Annotated in this window: 15 protein-coding genes; 8 read left to right on the top strand and 7 right to left on the bottom strand. The window is 40.5% G+C overall.

Annotated features, from left to right (window positions below):
• Positions 1 to 431 (top strand): GGDEF domain-containing protein (locus O1D97_RS00350; protein WP_269121783.1); only part of this gene is annotated, 431 nt, incomplete at its 5' end.
• 272 nt (positions 432 to 703) lie between these two features.
• Here the strand turns inward: O1D97_RS00350 and rnk are convergent.
• Entirely contained in the window at positions 704 to 1,117 is a 414-nt protein-coding gene (gene rnk, locus O1D97_RS00345) for a nucleoside diphosphate kinase regulator (RefSeq protein WP_269121782.1), read from the bottom strand.
• Between the two features lie 529 nt (positions 1,118 to 1,646).
• Between rnk and O1D97_RS00340 the strand changes: the two genes are divergently transcribed.
• On the top strand, positions 1,647 to 1,859 hold the full coding sequence (locus tag O1D97_RS00340) for a hypothetical protein (RefSeq protein WP_269121781.1): 213 nt from the start codon (positions 1,647 to 1,649) through the stop codon (positions 1,857 to 1,859).
• A 132-nt stretch (positions 1,860 to 1,991) separates the two neighbouring features.
• Here the strand turns inward: O1D97_RS00340 and O1D97_RS00335 are convergent, their stop codons facing one another.
• Complete coding sequence (locus O1D97_RS00335) at positions 1,992 to 3,575, bottom strand: aldehyde dehydrogenase (NADP(+)) (protein WP_269121779.1); 1,584 nt, start codon at positions 3,573 to 3,575, stop codon at positions 1,992 to 1,994.
• Between the two features lie 221 nt (positions 3,576 to 3,796).
• Complete coding sequence (locus O1D97_RS00330) at positions 3,797 to 4,741, bottom strand: LysR family transcriptional regulator (RefSeq protein ID WP_269121778.1); 945 nt, start codon at positions 4,739 to 4,741, stop codon at positions 3,797 to 3,799.
• Positions 4,742 to 4,851: 110 nt separating this feature from the next.
• On the opposite strand from O1D97_RS00330, the gene O1D97_RS00325 reads away from it, so the two are divergent.
• The 6 genes from O1D97_RS00325 to O1D97_RS00300 all read left to right on the top strand — a co-directional run bounded on the left by O1D97_RS00325 (position 4,852) and on the right by O1D97_RS00300 (position 12,932).
• On the top strand, positions 4,852 to 6,039 hold the full coding sequence (locus O1D97_RS00325; RefSeq protein WP_269121777.1) for a fumarylacetoacetate hydrolase family protein: 1,188 nt from the start codon (positions 4,852 to 4,854) through the stop codon (positions 6,037 to 6,039).
• 91 nt (positions 6,040 to 6,130) lie between these two features.
• Positions 6,131 to 7,915: an IlvD/Edd family dehydratase gene (locus tag O1D97_RS00320; protein WP_269121775.1), complete on the top strand. Its 1,785-nt coding sequence runs from the start codon at positions 6,131 to 6,133 to the stop codon at positions 7,913 to 7,915.
• A 53-nt stretch (positions 7,916 to 7,968) separates the two neighbouring features.
• The gene (locus tag O1D97_RS00315; RefSeq protein ID WP_269121773.1) at positions 7,969 to 8,493 is read left to right on the top strand and encodes a TRAP transporter small permease; all 525 of its coding nucleotides are present in this window, start codon (positions 7,969 to 7,971) and stop codon (positions 8,491 to 8,493) included.
• The gene (locus tag O1D97_RS00310) at positions 8,493 to 9,770 is read left to right on the top strand and encodes a TRAP transporter large permease subunit (protein WP_269121771.1); all 1,278 of its coding nucleotides are present in this window, start codon (positions 8,493 to 8,495) and stop codon (positions 9,768 to 9,770) included. Before O1D97_RS00315 ends, O1D97_RS00310 begins: the two co-directional genes overlap by 1 nt.
• Positions 9,771 to 9,790: 20 nt before the next feature.
• Positions 9,791 to 10,822, top strand: coding sequence for a TRAP transporter substrate-binding protein (locus tag O1D97_RS00305; RefSeq protein ID WP_269121769.1), 1,032 nt, complete (start codon positions 9,791 to 9,793; stop codon positions 10,820 to 10,822).
• 340 nt (positions 10,823 to 11,162) lie between these two features.
• Complete coding sequence (locus O1D97_RS00300; RefSeq protein ID WP_269121767.1) at positions 11,163 to 12,932, top strand: sensor domain-containing diguanylate cyclase; 1,770 nt, start codon at positions 11,163 to 11,165, stop codon at positions 12,930 to 12,932.
• Between the two features lie 55 nt (positions 12,933 to 12,987).
• On the opposite strand, the gene O1D97_RS00295 is transcribed toward O1D97_RS00300, so the two are convergent.
• From O1D97_RS00295 to O1D97_RS00280, 4 genes are all read right to left on the bottom strand, one after another.
• A complete protein-coding gene (locus O1D97_RS00295) occupies positions 12,988 to 14,370 on the bottom strand; it encodes a formimidoylglutamate deiminase (protein WP_269121765.1) in 1,383 nt (460 codons plus the stop codon).
• 235 nt (positions 14,371 to 14,605) lie between these two features.
• Positions 14,606 to 16,840 carry a TRAP transporter permease gene (locus O1D97_RS00290; protein ID WP_269121763.1) on the bottom strand — a complete coding sequence of 745 codons (2,235 nt, stop codon included), beginning with the start codon at positions 16,838 to 16,840 and terminating at the stop codon, positions 14,606 to 14,608.
• Positions 16,833 to 17,348: a DUF1850 domain-containing protein gene (locus O1D97_RS00285; protein ID WP_269121762.1), complete on the bottom strand. Its 516-nt coding sequence runs from the start codon at positions 17,346 to 17,348 to the stop codon at positions 16,833 to 16,835. The genes O1D97_RS00290 and O1D97_RS00285 overlap by 8 nt, the downstream gene beginning before the upstream one ends.
• Complete coding sequence (locus O1D97_RS00280) at positions 17,326 to 18,294, bottom strand: TAXI family TRAP transporter solute-binding subunit (RefSeq protein WP_269121761.1); 969 nt, start codon at positions 18,292 to 18,294, stop codon at positions 17,326 to 17,328. The genes O1D97_RS00285 and O1D97_RS00280 overlap by 23 nt, the downstream gene beginning before the upstream one ends.
• Between the last annotated feature and the right edge of the window lie 401 nt (positions 18,295 to 18,695).

Here is an 18,695-nt window from a genome sequence, read left to right as displayed (position 1 = left end):
AAGAACTGATTCAAGATGAAATTAATAAGCATGATAATACAGACCATCACTTCTGTCTTTCTATTCTAGACATCGATCACTTTAAAGAAGTAAATGACACCTATGGACATCAGAAAGGCGACCAAGTCCTAATCGAAATAGCCAATATCCTCAAAAGCAATTTAAAAGAAACAGGGTTCGTCGGACGATATGGAGGAGAAGAATTTATTGTTCTGTACCCCGAATCCAGTATTGACGATGTCGTAACCACAATAGAATCCCTACGATTAGCCATCTGGAAACATGACTTTAATGGTATCCCCCCTAAAACCGCAAGCTTTGGCTTAACATGCTCAATAAAGGGAGATACGATTGAGGCCCTCATAAAACGTGCAGATAACGCGCTTTATGAGGCCAAAAACAGTGGACGCAATAAGGTAATAATAAAATAAAATTCATTACCTTATTTTTGTCAGTAAATGTCATCACAATCTAAAAAGATAAGCGTCTTTTATGACGCTAAATCCGTTTCAGTTAAGGAAAAGAGAGCCTAAAAGGGAACACCTTCCAGACTTAAAAAATGTCTGGCTCTATATTTATACCTTAATCATAAACAAACGAACAAAGAGGCAACGGACGAAAAACCAAAACCAAGCGATCATCTTAGTTTTGGTTATCAAAGAGCAGTATTAACTAGCCATCCTCTATAGCGCTCGAAGATTGGCTAACGATGTAATTCACCTGCTCGTTCTGGTTGATAGGTTACCTCTTCTATCCTTACCTTTAGTACCCCTCCACCCGGTTTTGGCCATTCAATTTCACTGCCTTGAGATAAGCCAAGCAGAGCACTTCCAACTGGAGCACAGATTGATATTTTATCGTCACTACCATCCGCATCCTTTGGATAAACCAAGGTTAAAGTAAACGCCTCTTGAGATGGCTCGGTGATAAATTTAACCGTCGAATTCATAGTAACCAATGTTGGTGGTACTTCCTCCGGATCAACAATGTTGGCACGATCAAGCTCCGCTTCAAGCTCTTTCTTTCCTGCAAAGCGACTCTCAGGTAGTGTTTCAATCAGTTTATACAATCTATCTGCATCTAATGATGAAATAGTAATTTCTGGTCTTAAGTACATAAAAATACCCTCAACAATGAAGTGAAAATTTAGATTTGATCTAATTGGCTAATGAGTATTATTGAAGTGATGTATAACCATCTGATACGTTGGTGCTATGCCTATCTCTAGGCCTCATCTTAACAACCTTAAAAAAGCATCCCAGCTCATATGACTATCCATTTGAAATAAAAAAGCGTCCTTATTACTGATCAAAATATACCTCAGATCAGAAAATTTCAACACTAGTATTCAAACTATATTTTCATAAATGATGAATACACAATTAATACAGAAAAAACATAGGCATTTTCGAATGAAAAAAAGTAGATTATGTCTGGACTTATTTATCAAAACAACACATAAAACACTCTTTTCTATACTTTAGATTCAAAGATTATTTGGAATTAACATTCCTCACTTTTTACCATCCCTCTATTCTCTAGAATAATCGATGCAAAAAAGCAGACTAAAAGATAAAGAGTATGGTTTTTAATCAGATTCACTCCCATAATTTTTATGACTACAACATTGTCCTACGAAGATCAAATTGAAAATTTTAAAGATACTCGCTGTTTCTGCTATTTTAGGTGGAGCCCTACCCTCTCCTTTAGACAGCGCAAGTGAAACCACTTGGAAAATTCCGTCTTCCGTTCCAGAAGGCTCATTTTTTTATGATAACTTCCTCAAACACTTTGCTAATCATGTAGGAGAATTAACGGATGTAGAAACCTATCTACCCAGCTTAATAACGGCTCGATAAAGATTATTTGGGCAGTTTATTATCAATAGACCCGTTAAACGGCCCAGCTTTACGCTGGCCCGCTTACTAATCTCATTTACGGTGACTTATACTTTAATCCCAATAAAAAGTGAAGATCAATCCTTAACTCAGCTAAACCGTCACCACTCTTTTGCCATCCATTAGGCGGGAGAGATTCTCAGGGTTCGTATCACGCAGCGCTTCCGGCAAGAGCGCTTGAGGTAGGTTTTGATAACACACTGGTCTTAAAAAACGCTGTATTGCAGAGCTGCCGACAGAGCTAGAACGAGCGTCGGATGTGGCTGGAAATGGGCCGCCATGAACCATCGCATGGCACACTTCAACACCTGTAGGCCAACCATTCACCATAACACGACCGGCTTTTTCTTCTAAGATCGGCAAGAATGTTTGAGCAACCTCTAAATCTTCATCGTCCATCTGCAAAGTCGCCGTCAGTTGCCCTTCTAATTGAGTCGCGACCAATCGCATCTGCTCTAGATCATCACATTCCACCACCAAGGAACACGCACCAAACACTTCATCACCTAAGCTTTCATCCGCTAAGAACTGATTTGCTGTTGTACTAAAAAGCCCAGTTTGACAAGCGTTTGGCTGAGACCCAGCTTCCCCATAGCCTTGTAAAGTGACATTATCATTACCTGCTAGGGCTTCAACGCCATTTGCATACGCCTGATGAATACCTTCCGTTAACATAGTCTGTGGTGCCACATTCACAATAGTTTGTTTCGCCGTGGCTAAAAAACGATCCAAAGCATCCCCTCGAACGGCTAGGATCAACCCTGGATTAGTACAAAACTGACCAGCGCCCATAGATAAAGAGCCTATAAAACCTTCTGCAAGACTTGTTGCCCGTGAATCAAGAGCCTGAGGTAATAGGAATACAGGGTTAATACTGCTCATTTCTGCATAAACAGGAATGGGTTGAGGACGCGACTGAGCAATCTTCATTAGAGCAACACCACCATGGCGAGAACCGGTAAAGCCTACGGCTTTGATACGCGAATCCGCAACTAGGGCTTGCCCTAAAAGCGTCCCCGAACCGTATAACAATGAAAATACGCCCTCAGGCAGAGTGCACTTTGCTACTGCGGCTTGCACCGCACGTCCAACCAATTCCGATGTCCCTGGATGCGCAGAGTGCGCTTTCACAACTACAGGACACCCTGCTGCAAAAGCCGATGCGGTATCACCACCGGCGACACTAAATGCTAATGGGAAATTGCTCGCACCAAAGACAGCAACCGGACCTAAAGCGATATTTTGTTGGCGTAAATCTACGCGCGGTAATGGCTGTCTTTCTGGCATGGCCGATTCAAGACGTACATCCAGCCATTCCCCAGCACGTACGACCGATGCAAATAAACGCAATTGTCCACATGTTCTACCTCGCTCACCTTCAATGCGTGCTTTTGGTAACCCGGTTTCCAACATACAGCGCTCTACCAAAGGTTCACCAATGGCTTCAATTTCCGCCGCAATGGTCTCTAGGAAAGTCGCTCTATCTTCTAACGAGGTAGAACGGAAGGCCACACTTGCCGATTCTGCTAATTTACACGCTTGTTCAACTTCCTCATGCCCACCACCGTGATACGCTGGCTCAAGTTTTTCACCCGTAGCAGGATTAACCGCCCAAACAGCCGCGCCTGCAGCAACGACCTCATTTTGACCAATCAATAATTGACCCGTTAAATTCATGTTCTACTCCTAAATGAGTTATAAAAGTGGCTTTCGATCGTTATAATCTATGGATTAAGTGACGAATCGCTCTGATGAAAAAATTAACAGGACTGCCACATAATCAGACATAAATCCCCTATATCATTTTTACTATTTAAGGTAATTTACGCTGAGTATCGATTACTTTCTAATGGTCTTTTTTGATTGATTGATAACTAAATGATATTGGAAATCAGGTATTAAGTATCTAGGGACTGCTGTGCGTTATATTGAAGAATATTGGCAAATTCCAAAGCGGAGCCAATCAGCTTTTCATTTTTTCTTGTCAAAATACCATAATACTCTGGCACTAGGTTCAAGGGTGTATTTAAAACAGAAAGGACACCGCTTTCCACATGGGGCTTAACCATGATGGATGGCAACATACCGACCATCGGCCCCCGTTGCAGTAACTCAAGAAATGTCTGGACCGATATGGTGACCACAATATTTTTCGGTAATGAAACGCCTGCTTTGGCAAAAGACTCTTCCATTCGATTTCGTATGGGTGTTCCTTTTGGGTACAACAACCAAGGCCATTCAAATAACTGATCCAATGACACATCCTCTCTACCACTAAGTGGGTGACTTGAATTAACAACTAAACAAAAGTTTTCTGGCGATAAGGGGGTAAAATCAAAGTTTTGTTGCTGACCTTGTTCCGAGTAACGGCCTATAGCCAAATCCAACGTTTTTTCTTCAAGCATTTTCATTAAGTTACCACTTGTTTGCTCAACCACTTCTACATTTAAAAGAGGGTAACGTTGCTTAATTTCCAAAATAGCTTCAGGAAGAACAACTGAAGTCGATGCGAAAATACCGCCCACTTTTAAGTATCCATGCCCTCCCTTATGTAAACTTTTAATTTGTTCAATAAAACCATCCGCGTCATTTAATGTCGTATGGGCATATCTAATGACATGTTCTCCTAAATTCGTAGCCACCATACTTCTTGGCTGACGCTCAAACACATCAAAACCAAGCAAACTCTCAATCTCTTTTAACATTTTGCTTACCGCTGGCTGGCTCAAGTTCATTTGCTGTGCCGTTAAATGCATATTTTTTGTTTTACCAAGCGAATCTAATAAAAAAAGATGCCTGAATTTCACCCAATTACAAAAAGTAGAAAACGAAAGGTTCGACATAATGACCTCCAAACTGATAACCATTAGTTATCGATAATTAACAACATGTCATTGGATTTTATCGATAGTCCATCTTAATGTACATTTAATTAGAGAAGGAAATAGAAATTATGCCGATCAAACTCACAAAACAAAACACACTCCCTGTCGATGCAAATCAAGCCACTCTTATTGGTCGTGCATGGGTTCCAGGTAATCCATCTGGCCCATCTCTTATTGTTATTCGTGAGGATAGAGTCTTTGATTTATCTAACCACTTTGCAACACTAAGTGAGTTCCTTGAAACTGAGCACCCTTTAGAACAATTAGAAAAATTTCCCGGAAAGCATTTATGCAGCCTAGAAGAGCTGTTAGCAAACACCCATGAATCGCCTAACAAAAACCATTCTTACCTTATTGCTCCAGTAGACCTGCAAGTCATCAAAGCAGCGGGGGTTACTTTTGCATCCAGCATGATTGAACGTGTAATAGAAGAGCAAGCAGGCGGTAATCCGGCAAAAGCAAAAGAGATACGTACTCTTGTACAAGAAGTGATTGGTGACAACCTCAACTCGGTTAATCCTGGATCAGAAAAAGCGTTACAACTTAAAAAGCTGCTTATTGAAAAAGGCATGTGGTCACAGTACTTAGAAGTAGGTATTGGGCCCGATGCAGAAATATTTACTAAAGCACCGGTTTTATCCGCAGTAGGAAGCGGTAATCTAATTGGTATTCACCCAAAATCTGAATGGAATAACCCTGAGCCAGAAGTGGTTCTTGCTGTGAACAGTAAAGGAAAAATACAGGGCGCGACATTAGGTAACGATGTCAATTTACGTGATTTTGAAGGTCGCAGTGCCCTTCTATTAAGTAAAGCGAAAGACAATAATGCTTCCTGTTCTATTGGACCTTTTATTCGTCTGTTTGATGATAACTTCACCTTAGAAGATGTTCATCATTGTGACGTCTCCTTAAAAGTTGAAGGCATGGATGGGTTCGTACTAACGGGACTCTCTTCAATGATTAAAATTAGCCGAAGTCCTGTGGATCTTGTTAACCAAACTCTTAATGAAAATCACCAATACCCTGATGGTTTTTTCTTATTCCTAGGAACTCTATTTTCACCTACACAAGATCGTGATGAAATTGGCGGTGGTTTTACGCATAAGTTAGGAGATACGGTAATGATTAGCTCCCCTAAAATAGGCTCACTTCTTAATACTGTCACGCACAGCAGCCAAGCAAAACCATGGACCTTTGGAGTCCACTCCCTCATCAACAATTTAGCTCATCGCGGTTTATTAAAATCACAACAGTAACGCTATTGAAAAATTATCAGCTGAACTGATCAATACTGATTTTTCAAGCTATTAGCTCCGCATGAATAAAAACTTAAAAAGAGATAGAGAAATGCAAAAAAATAATAATTTTCGCTTACGAAGCCAGCAATGGTTTGATGATCCAAGTCATGCGGACATGACAGCATTGTATGTAGAACGCTATATGAACCAAGGCCTAACGCGAGAAGAGCTGCAGTCAGGTAGACCCATTATAGGTATTGCACAAACAGGAAGTGACCTTACACCTTGTAATCGCCATCATGTGCAATTGGCTCAACGAATAAAAGAAGGTATACGCGATGCTGGCGGTATACCAATGGAATTTCCTGTCCATCCAATTGCGGAGCAAACTCGTCGTCCAACAGCAGCACTGGATCGAAATTTAGCCTATTTAGGATTAGTTGAAATACTTCATGGTTATCCTTTAGATGGCGTCGTACTCACCACCGGTTGCGATAAAACAACCCCTGCCTGCCTAATGGCGGCCGCCACTACGGATTTACCTTCCATAGTACTCTCTGGTGGACCCATGCTGGATGGTCATCATAAAGGTGAGCTAATTGGATCGGGGACCGTAATCTGGAGCTCACGAAAATTACTTGCAACAGGCAAGATTGATTACGAAGGTTTTATGGAGATGACAACAGCAGCATCACCTTCGATTGGTCATTGCAATACCATGGGGACAGCATTATCCATGAACGCTTTAGCAGAAGCGTTAGGTATGTCCCTACCTGGATGCGCCAGTATTCCAGCACCCTATAGAGAACGTGGGCAGATGGCCTATGCGACAGGGAAACGTATCTGTGAATTAGTTTTGAATGATATTCGCCCTTCTCACATCATGACAAAAGAGGCGTTTCATAATGCTATTGCCGTTGCCTCTGCTCTAGGCGCTTCAACTAACTGCCCTCCTCATCTGATTGCCATTGCTCGTCATATGGGCATTGATTTATCTCTAGATGATTGGCAAGAAGTCGGTGAAGACATCCCATTAATCGTAAACTGTATGCCTGCAGGAAAACACCTTGGAGAAGGGTTCCACCGTGCTGGAGGTGTACCTGCGGTGCTACATGAATTGCAAAAATCAGGCTACCTACATGACCAATGTGAAACCGTTAATGGTAAAACTATTGGGGAAATTGCCGCCAAAAATCCAACACACAATGCGGATGTTATTTATCCCTGTACAACACCGCTGAAACATCGAGCAGGCTTTATTGTTCTAAGCGGCAACTTTTTTGATAGCGCCATAATGAAAATGTCTGTTGTCGGTGAAGCATTCAAGAAAACCTACTTATCAGAACCTGGTGCAGAGAACTCATTTAAGGCTCGTGCCATCGTTTTTGAAGGCCCTGAAGACTACCATGCTCGGATAGAAGACCCTGAATTAAATATTGATGAAAGATGCATTCTTGTTATTCGCGGTGCAGGCACTGTTGGCTACCCAGGAAGTGCTGAAGTCGTCAATATGGATCCACCGTCAAAATTAATGAAAAAAGGCGTGACATCATTACCCTGCTTAGGTGACGGTCGTCAAAGCGGAACATCTGCCAGCCCATCTATTTTAAATATGTCTCCTGAATCGGCTGTTGGTGGCGGCATTGCTCTATTACAGACCAATGACATACTCCTTGTCGACCTTAATAAGCGATCAATCAATCTTCAAATTGATGATGCTGAACTGGAGAAACGCCGTCAAGAATGGACCCCCAATATTCCTGCCTCTCAAACCCCTTGGCAAGAATTGTATCGTCAACTTGTTGGACAACTCTCAACAGGAGGCTGCTTAGAACCGGCAACGCTGCATTTGAAAGTTATTTCAAAAGACAATCCGCCAAGACATTCACATTAAAAATGGAAGCGTGATTTTTTCCTTTTTAAATTAAAATAATAATGGTGAAAAAAATGGACAATGTAATTCATAAGTTTGAGAAGCTCATTGAGTACATGATGGCTCTCGCCTTAGCGGTCATGTTCTCAGCCGTGTTTATAAATGTGGTTTTACGGTATTTGTTTGGTTCTGGGATAGCGGCGTCAGAAGAATTATCCCGTTTGTTATTCGTATGGCTTATTTTTATGGGAGCAACACTGGCTGTTGGTCGACATTCCCATATTGGCTTTGATCTTATTCAAAGAAAGCTCCCTTCTAAACTGCGAATACTATGCGCGGTAGTCAGTCATTTGTTGATGATATATGCCTTGTTTTTGTTTCTTGAAGGCAGCTGGAAGCAATACAACATCGGTTGGAACATAACCTCTACTGTCATGAAATATCCATTAGCATTTATGTATTCCACTGGGCTTTTTGCGTCTTTAGGAATGGGATTCTACATAATTAGAAACCTCATTCGTATCCTACTAAACAATAATAAGGCTCATCTAGCAGGAAACGTAATCGTCACTCCTGATCAAATGAAGGAAAACAACTAATGGCTTTAGGAATCTTTTTATTAAGCCTATCTGGGTTTATGTTTTTAGGCATGCCAATAGCCTTTGCTCTCGTCTTAACTGGCATAACATTAATGTGGCACCTTGATTTCTTCGATGCCCAACTTATTGCCCAGAACCTTATAAATGGTGCTGACAGCTTCCCTTTAATGGCCGTTCCTTTCTTCATTCTTGCGGGAGAGGTAATGAATGCCGGAGGTATATCTAAACGCATCATTAATCTGGCAATTAGTTGTGTAGGCCATAGACGTGGCGGATTGGGATATGTAGCCATCATTGCAGCCGTTATATTAGCGAGCCTTTCTGGATCGGCCATTGCGGATACCGCGGCTTTAGCCACATTGCTGTTGCCAATGATGCGAAATAACGGCTACCCAATAGGCCGCTCTGCTGGATTAATTGCGGCTGGAGGCATTATCGCCCCGATCATTCCACCCAGCATGCCATTTATTATTTTTGGTGTAACAGCGAACCAATCTATCAGCAAGCTATTTATGGCAGGCATTGTCCCTGGAATTATCATGGGATTGGGCTTGGTTTTAGCTTGGAAATGGAGCATGAAATCAGTTGATGTTGAGCCTCAGCCTCGTCAAAGCATCAAAACTCGATTGAAAGTTGCAAAGGACGGTTTTTTTGCCTTACTCATGCCCGTCATCATTATTGGTGGTCTACGAGGAGGGCTTTTCACTCCAACCGAAGCCGCGGTAATTGCAGCAGGCTATGCGATGATCATTAGTCTTGTCGTTTATCGTGAAATTAAAATAACCGACCTTGTTCCGCTTTTTATACAAGCCGCTTATACAACCAGTATTGTGATGTTCCTTTGCGCGGCCGCGATTGTCTCTTCCTACATGGTGACACTAGCGGATTTACCAGCAGAACTGATCAGCATTCTAGAACCTATTATGGATAGCCCTAGAACCTTAATGGCGACCATTGTGGTGGTAATGTTATTAATCGGTATGGTTATGGACCTCACTCCAACCATCCTAATTTTAGCACCAGTAACTATCCCTCTTATTATAAAGGCTGGCATAGACCCAATTTATTTTGGCGTTATGTTCATTATGGTTGGTTGTGTCGGATTAATAACACCACCTGTTGGCACCGTATTAAGTGTCGTTTCTAGCGTAGCTAAAGAACCATTAGAAAAAATAACAAAGGGTATATTACCTTTCTTATTCGCCTATATGGCAATAATAATTTTATTCGTCATATTCCCTGAAATTATAACCGTACCAGCAAAACTGCTCTATTAAACCCAAAAAAGGAAAGTAAAATGAAAAAAATAACAATATCAAAAAAAGCCTTTAAATCTCTTTTAGCGATTACTGTTGGAGCCTCTTTAACGATTGGTTCAATTAGTGCCAGCGCCCAAGATGTTAACTCACGAATTTTACGCTTTGGCTATGGATTAAACCAAGATAGTAAACAAGGACGAGCAGTAGAAACCTTTAAGCAAGAAGTAAGTCGTTTATCTGATGGAAAATTCAAAGTAAAGCCTTTTGCCAATGCCTTGTTAGGTAATGAAAACCAAATGCAAAATGCCTTAATTGGTGGCGCTCAAGAGATGATGATCACAGCCACCTCATCTTTAATTGGTATCGATAAAAGCTTTGCCATTTGGGATTTACCCTTCATGTTTAACAATGCTTCTGAGGCAGACAAAGTACTAGATGGAGAGTTTGGACAAGGCATGCTTGATGGCCTAGAAGAACACGGCTTAGTTGGGCTTGTTTACTGGGAAAACGGCTTTCGAGATTTAACCAACTCAAAGCGTCCAATAAAAACTATGGACGATTTAGAAGGGGTTAAATTACGTGTTATGCAGAATCCTATGTATTTAGAATTGTTCAACGATATGGGGGCTAATGCGATACCAATGGCGTTTTCAGAGTTATTTACGGCTTTAGAAACCGGTGCTGTAGACGGACAAGAAAACCCATACAGCACGATTCAATCAAGTAAATTTTATGAAGTACAACAATACCTTAGCCAAACACATCATGTTTATAGCCCATGGGTAATGTTAATCAGTAAACCTTTCTGGGATAAACTGAGTGATGATGAAAAGACCATCATCAGAAAAGCCGCTGTGACATCAAGAGAAGCGGAAAGAAAAGACAGCCGAGAACAAGCTAAAAAGTCTCTGGATTTCTTAAAAACCAAAATGCAAGTAAACAGCATTGCATCTGAAGAGATGGATAAAATGAGAAATGCGGCTAAAAAGGTTATCGATGCTCAGGCAAAAGTACTAGGTCAAGATTTACTAGATCAATTTAACGCGGCAATAAAAGAGGCAAAAATGTAGCCATGTAACACGGATCAATAGCCGTATTTGTTGATTACTCACAAATACGGCTATTATTTTACTGACCTATCACTGTTTAGTGTCCCTCTTTATATAAGAAACAAAAACCTCAAATCGTTTCCATCCATCTTTATCTTGTCATCCCTATTTATTATTTAGTAACCTCTTTCATTGTCACTGAATAAACTATCGCATTTGCTTATACTGATAGCCTGTTCCTTATAAAGTTACAAATCTACAACGGCTTTATTATTAATTAATGTCTATAGTTAAATAAGTAATAAATACATTCTTAGCGTGGTTGACGTTAACGCGACACGGTACAAAACGAGAACAAGAGATGAAACCCATTCCATTGCGTTGGCTAATTGTTACCCCATTCGTGATCCTTGCCTTGATATCGGGTATCACTATGTATTTAGTTTCAACTGTCACTATTTCAAATATTGCAAGTAGCGTCGGCATTCAATATATAAAAGAGGTCGAAGGTCGTATCTATGACCGTGTTAAAGGGTTTATGGCGCCATTAAGCGATATCGTTGAAATCAACCTTAATGCCTTTTCCAATAGACCTGAATTAGTGGATAATCTAGTTCCTCTTGCGGATCGGTTTTACGAGCAGGCTACTCCTTATAATCAGATGACCTTTATTTCGATGGCAACGGTTGATGGGCGTTATCTCGCTTCTGCTCAGGACCCAATCAAAAGAGGACAACACAATATCGCTGCCAATTTCATCAATAAGCCGCTGACGATGGAGGGGTACAATTATGACCCTAAGCATTTTATTGGCCCTAAAATAGTTGATGATGGCAGTTTTAGCTATGATCCCAGAACCAGACCTTTTTATCAGGATGCCATCAAAGCCAATACTGTTGCTTGGAGTAACATCCACCCATATTACGGCTATCCAACTCTCGGTGTCGGTTTATCCGCACCTATTTATAATCAAAAAGGGGAGCTATTAGGTGTCACCGCAACCAGTATTGCTTTACTTGAATTGGATAAATACCTTAAATCTTTAGAACTAGTAAACGGTGCCTATCTTTTCTTAACTGAAGAGAATGGCTCACTCATTGCGTCTTCTGAACAAAGTGAACTCTTTAAAACCGTCGATGGCGTTACTTCACGAGTTAATCTTAATAACCACTCTAACTCCGTATTTCAATTAGCTAGCCATACTCTGACGGCAGGCTCTTACAAAATAAACGTCGAGGGTCAAGAGTATTTATATTACGTTAGACCCATTACACTAGAATACGATAAGAAATGGTTAATAGGCATTTTGATTCCGAGCGCCTACCACAAAGCATTGTTAGCTGGCTACACCCAAAGTACCGTTATGATTACTCTTGTATTGTTTATCTGTATTGGCCTAATTGGTTCCTTAATTGCTTGGTATATAGGAAGCCCTATTCAGGCTCTCAATCAAGCAGCAAATGCCAAAGACATCAAGATTATTCAGCGATTACCCCATCCTTTAAGTCAAATTCGTGAAATTAATTCCCTCAGCCAAGGACTGAGTTCAATGGCAGATAACTTGTTCGATATTATGCAAGACTTAGAAAAAAAAGTAGCAGAAAGAACCTCGGTCTTGCAGGGAGAAAAGGATCATTTACTTGAAGATGCATTGACGGATGAATTAACAAAACTCTATAACAGACGAGGATTCAATCAAGTATTTAAACAAGCCTTGAAATACGCGCAACAAAACCATCAGCAAATCACGTTTGTATTATGTGATATAGACCATTTCAAGCGTATTAATGACAAATTTGGTCACACAGTTGGTGACCTTGCCCTTATTTCAGTTGCTATGAACCTAAAAAGCCATGCTCGTCTTACTTCAGATATTGTGGCACGCTATGGCGGCGAAGAGTTTACCTTAGTATTCATTAATACCGATCTACCTCAAGTGCTAGATCGGTTGAATGATATACGGGAAGAACTTAAAAAGAATCCCGTAGCCAAAGATCAACATGTTACCATGAGCTTTGGCGTTGTTCATGCAGAAGACGCCCTGTCTATTTCCGCAAGGGAGCTGATTGAACAGGCGGATAAAAAGCTGTATCAAGCTAAAAACAGCGGTAGAGATAAAATCATTATTTAATGAATAACAAGAGTAATATTAGTTCTAAATTCTCAAATAAAAAGAATTAAAAAGGTTATGCATAGATAACCTTTTTAATTACCTGGGTAAATTCCTCGCGACTGTTTTCTTCACATTTGTGGTGGTAATCGTTAATAACCTGATTCCCTGCCACAAAGACATCCTTTATAAGGTTTTCATTACTAGCGAATAGCCAGCGGTTAAGTATATCTTTGCTTTCACTTGCTGCAATAAAAGGGTGTTGGTTATCTAGAACCATAAAATCAGCTCGGCACCCTACCGATAAACCCAGTGACACATCACACGCTTGATTTCCACCGAACAGTGCCTGCTGATACAAGTGATCCCCTATATGACTTTGCGCCGGCTGATGTAAACGGTTACGTTGTTGATCTCGCAAACGTTGACTGTACTCTAACGTTCTCAACTCTTCAACAACAGATAAACTCACGTGACTATCAGAGCCAATCCCCCAGCGTCCTTTTTCATTTTCATATTCAACCGCGGGGAAAATACCATCGCCAAGGTTCGCCTCTGTCGTTGGACATAATCCAGCAATAGCGTGACTACTCGCGATGGCTTTTAATTCGCTTTGGTCTAGGTGCGTTGCATGCACTAAACACCAGCGTTTATTAAGACCTATTTCATTATGCAGCCACTGCACAGGACGAAGACCACTCCAATTAAGACAGTCTTGTACTTCTTTCTGCTGTTCCGAAATATGAATATGAATGGGCAACCTTGAATCAAGACTGGCTAATACCACCTCTATTTGTTCTTTATTTACCGCTCGTAAGGAATGAAAACAAATGCCTATTTGGTGACGTATATCATTCGAAATAGCTTGTTCACAGGATTGATGAAGAGATAAATACGTATCGCTAGAGTGTATAAAGCGTTCTTGAACGGCATTAGGCGCTTGCTGACCAAATCCTGCATAAGAATACAGAGCTGGCAATAAAGTCAGCCCTATCCCTGAATCATCTGCCGCTTGAAGCAATTGCATAGCCATTTCTGCCGGGTGCTGATAACGATTTCCATTGGCATCATGGTGTAAATAGTGGAATTCTCCAACTTGAGAATAACCTGCTTTTAACATATCAATATAAAGCTGTGTGGCAATCACTTTCACCTCATATGGTGTAAGCCTTCGCACAATTTTATACATTAAATCACGCCAACTCCAAAAACTGTCATTGGGGTTTAAACTAACCTCAGCCGCGCCAGCCATCACTCGCTGAAAAGCATGAGAATGCAAGTTCGCAAGCGTAGGTAACACGGGACCAGATAAAAATATGTCGCTAGATTGTTGATCACTATCCGCCACAATTGAGTGAATGTGCCCACTTTTAACAATAAAACGAACATTATGCTCCCAGCCATTAGACAATAAAGCACGTTTGGCAAAATAGGCTTGCTGGCAAATATTCTGTGTCACAACAGTATCCTCATTAAATAAATCGATCATTTTTTTCAAATAAAAAGAGGTCATTACACCACTTATATAACCTCTAAGTACCGATTATATGAGTGAATAGATACACTTTACTAAGGGTAAAAATAGAAACAATAACCCCTTATGCTCTCTCGATAGACAGGCATTTTCTTATTTATAAATAAGAAAATGCCATTATTATCTCAATAAAGTGTTAGTTAGAGATGATTAGATGTACTTAGGAACTCAAGGAGAGTGACTGATTTCCAGCAATATGATTTCGATACAGTATGGTTAATACAACAGCAGAAGCAATAGCGATTAACCAAGGGTTATTACCCACCAAAATCAAACCCGCAACCGTCAGTAGTCTTTTTTGCATCGTGCTTAATTCCGCATTAAAAAAGCCGATATAGGCTGAAGACAACGCCACAATACACAAAATGCCACTAAACATAGCTAAAGCAAACTCAATCGCGTCAAAGTTCAAGAACAGTAAGCTTGGCGCATAGACAAACATAAAGGGAACTAAAGCTTTACCCATAGATAACCTAAATGCCGTCACACCCGTTCTCATTGGTTCAGATCCTGCAATACCAGCTCCTGCATAGGCGGCCAGAGCCACAGGAGGCGTCACGTCAGCTAGCACACCATAGTAGAAGATGAAGAAATGTGACGCTAAAATAGCAATACCGAAGTCATCTAAGGCTGGAGCAACAATAGACGCAAGAATGATGTAAGTTGGCGTTGTTGGGATACCCGCCCCCATCAAAATACACGCAATCGCAACCAAAACGAGGGCAAAAAATAGGATAACACCAGATTGATCGAGTAAACCAAAAGGAACCAATGCGCTGAACCATGTACCTAAGTCTGTAGCCAATCCAACAATCGCACCAGAAAACTTAAAGCCTAAACCAGTAAGTGTCGTTACACCTAATAAGAAGCCGACACAAGCACATGCAGCGGTTATTGCAATAGATTGTTTCGCCCCTTCCTCTAGCCCTTCTATCAGCTTCTTAGGTGTTAATACACTATCAGCATCTAATCGAGTAAAGCCCATTGGTTTTAAAATTAATGGAATGTAAGAACAGACAACCGTTAAGATGATTCCCCAGAAGGCGGCTAAAAATGGAGTAAACTGCATAAGCAACATAGACACCATAACAATAAGCGGAATCATTTGGTGCCAATGGCGAGCAAGAACATTCGACAAGCGTGGAATTTCTGAAGCTGGCATGCCTTTTAAGCCTAAACGCCTCGCTTCAAAATGCACCATACATAAGGCAGCCAGGTAATGAAATGCCGCTGGAATAATAGCTATCAGGATTAATTCGTTGTACGGAACCCCTAGCATTTCCGACATAACAAAGGCAGAAGCCCCCATAATAGGAGGTGTAATTTGTCCACCACAAGAAGAAGCGGCTTCCGTTGCAGCGGCAAATCGGCCACTAAACCCATACTTTTTCATCATGGGAATAGTAAACGCACCTGTAGTAACCGTATTTGCCACAGGAGAACCGGATATCATACCAAAAAAACCAGATGAAACGACGGACACTTTCGCAGGCCCACCAACATAGCGGCCGGATAAAACAGAAGCAAGATCAATAAATAACTTACCAAGACCGGATGCCTGTGCCAGAACACCAAATAAAACAAAATGAAATACATAGGTTGCAACGACACCAATTGCGATGCCATAAATACCTTCAGTCCCTAAATAAAGGTGCTCGACTAGGCGAATAATATCGTAGCCACGATGGGCCATCATACCAGGAAGGGATGGACCAAAGATGGCATAGAGCAAAGACACAACACCAATAAGAGACAAGGATTCCCCCATGGTACGCCTCGCGCCTTCTAGTACTAATAAAATGGCCATACCACCCATTATGTACTCTTCTGGTTGCGGGAAGCCGATATTAATGACAAAAATTTCTTGAAAGAAGAAGACTAAATATCCGGAGAAACTTGCGCCCATGATGGCAAGCAACCAGTCTAACACACCCACTCTACCGGCTTTTTCTCTCAGAAATGAAAGAGGCAGTGCCGAGATAGAAATGATGATGGTAAATAAGTAAATACTGTATACCTGCCAAGCTGGAATTTGTCCTGAAAGAGCCGTCGCCAGCTGATTGCCAATAAATAAATAGAACCCACCATAAGCAAAGCCAAGAACCATGCTTAATGGTTTATTTTTTGGCTCCTTGCGAGGAAAAACAAGAAACAAGAGCCCCATTATAAAAGTAAGGTGGGTTGCTCTATGAGAGATTTCATTTAATAAACCAAAACCAGATGTATAAACATGAAACAAACTCAGTACAACACAGGTTATGGTTATAAATATTTTTAATAAGCCTCTTGAGTTACGAAAGTTACTTTCACTATCGTATTTTTTTACCAAGTTATCGAGCTCTTCTTGACTAAGAATAGCTTCATTCTCATTTTGCTTTGGATGAATGTTACTCATTTTTTATCACCGTCGTCACGTCTGGTTCACAGGCTTGTATTGGGACAATATGTAAGCCAATATCAGACCATTGGTTAAGGTTCACCGTAATATCACTAGTATGGAGTCTATTCTGAAATCGACTATCCGTTCGAACAATCAGGTTAGGTATCTCCCGATGCATTTTTAAAATAAACTCTCCATTCTTAGACTCAAAATCATAAGCATCGGGTTCATTCAACAAGGATGGCAACCCCTGCCCATGAGCAATAAAATGTTCCGCCGTCTGAAGAATAGACAATTCATTACCTCTGGTAACGACACTATATTTATCAACAACGGGGGTAAGAGAGACAGAGTGGATAAAGCTTAAGTCAAAGCGATCATCACTTAATTCAACACACTCTAAAAATACATCACTTCTCGTTTGGCTAATGCTTAATGCTGAGCCAAATAAAGAAAAGGGGGTTACGGCGATCACAACCCCCATTCCAAAAGAGAAGATCTTATTTAATAAGGCCTTTTTCACGGTAATAACGCTCAGCACCTGGGTGTAATGGAATAGACACAGACTCTAAAGCCGTTTGCAGCGTAATTTCTTTACCTTTTACATGAACTTTAGCCATAGTGTCTGTATTTTCATACAAGGCTTTCGTTACGGCATAAGCTACGTCATCGGATAAATCCGCATGAGACGCCCAAATTGCACGTACCGCAATGGTTTCGATATCTTTATCAATTCCTTTATAAGTCCCTGCTGGCAAAACAGTTTTAGCGTAATAAGGTTGGCTTTGACGTAATTTATCAATAGCCGCACCAGATAAAGGAATAATATTCACATCATGGCTGTTAGACAGTTCAACAATGGATGAGGTAGGAGAACCTGCGGTAATTAAAGACGCACCAAGGTTGCCATCTTTGATTTTTTCTGCAGATTGTGAAAATGAAGAGTAATCTTCTTTAATATCTTTACGATCCATACCATAAGCAACCAATAAGTCACCTAATAACTGCCATTGACCAGAACCTGGAGAGCCAGAACTGACAGATTCACCCTTCAAATCAGAGAAAGTTTTAATACCCGGTTGTGATACCAGTTGTACCGTTTCAGGATATAAGGCACCTAACGCACGCAAGTTTTTGATCGCTTTGCCATCAAACTGATTTTTACCATTATAAGCCGCATCCAATACATCGGCTGCAACGAAAGCCGACTCTATCGCACCACGCCCTAACAAGGTCGCATTCGCAACAGAAGCGTTACCTGTTTCAGCGGTAGCCGATATTTTTTTATCACCTAGATCTGAGTTATTAGAAATAACTTGAGCCAACATTCCGCCAAGAGGATAATAAGTTCCTCCTGTACCACCTGTTGCAATCCCAAAAAAGACACGCTCTTGAGCCATAACTGTACCAGAGGCTAAACCTAGCCCTAAGCCTACAGACACTAACAAAGTACCTAATTTATTTTTCATCTAACATTCCTTTTTTTGTTTAAGATTAAGGAGAAAGCATAAAACAATACTCTCAATAACTAACAAAGGTAAAACTCGTTTCTAAATTCTCACTTTAATGTAAGAAAAAATATGAGCTTAAGAAAATATCGACTGATAATTCGATATAAACGCACTTTAATCTATTAGATTTTTTTTATAAAAAACATAATAAAACTCAAAAACAACAGAATACATTCAACATAATACAAATATGAAAAAAAACTACCTATACGAAGGAATAAGTTATACATTAATTAGTTAAAAATGCGCTCAGTAACTAAAGAACAAACAATTATCCTACAAAAAAACACGCAATAATTTTAAATATAACTAGGTCATAACAAGCCTAATAGCTATTAATCACCGCTACCTATACAAAC

The sequence above is a fragment of the Marinomonas phaeophyticola genome (assembly GCF_026966905.1).
Taxonomy (GTDB): Bacteria; Pseudomonadota; Gammaproteobacteria; order Pseudomonadales; family Marinomonadaceae; genus Marinomonas; species Marinomonas phaeophyticola.
This window is presented reverse-complemented; position numbering and strand designations above follow the sequence as displayed.

Bases quoted from the DNA above. Each gene is read 5' to 3' on its own strand.
- O1D97_RS00310 (WP_269121771.1), top strand. From the start codon at position 8,493: ATGGCTTTAGGAATCTTTTTATTAAGCCTATCTGGGTTTATGTTTTTA.
- O1D97_RS00280 (WP_269121761.1), bottom strand. From the start codon at position 18,294: ATGAAAAATAAATTAGGTACTTTGTTAGTGTCTGTAGGCTTAGGGCTA.
- O1D97_RS00335 (WP_269121779.1), bottom strand. From the start codon at position 3,575: ATGAATTTAACGGGTCAATTATTGATTGGTCAAAATGAGGTCGTTGCT.
- O1D97_RS00330 (WP_269121778.1), bottom strand. From the start codon at position 4,741: ATGTCGAACCTTTCGTTTTCTACTTTTTGTAATTGGGTGAAATTCAGG.
- O1D97_RS00320 (WP_269121775.1), top strand. From the start codon at position 6,131: ATGCAAAAAAATAATAATTTTCGCTTACGAAGCCAGCAATGGTTTGAT.
- rnk (WP_269121782.1), bottom strand. From the start codon at position 1,117: ATGTACTTAAGACCAGAAATTACTATTTCATCATTAGATGCAGATAGA.
- O1D97_RS00325 (WP_269121777.1), top strand. From the start codon at position 4,852: ATGCCGATCAAACTCACAAAACAAAACACACTCCCTGTCGATGCAAAT.
- O1D97_RS00315 (WP_269121773.1), top strand. From the start codon at position 7,969: ATGGACAATGTAATTCATAAGTTTGAGAAGCTCATTGAGTACATGATG.
- O1D97_RS00300 (WP_269121767.1), top strand. From the start codon at position 11,163: ATGAAACCCATTCCATTGCGTTGGCTAATTGTTACCCCATTCGTGATC.
- O1D97_RS00305 (WP_269121769.1), top strand. From the start codon at position 9,791: ATGAAAAAAATAACAATATCAAAAAAAGCCTTTAAATCTCTTTTAGCG.
- O1D97_RS00290 (WP_269121763.1), bottom strand. From the start codon at position 16,840: ATGAGTAACATTCATCCAAAGCAAAATGAGAATGAAGCTATTCTTAGT.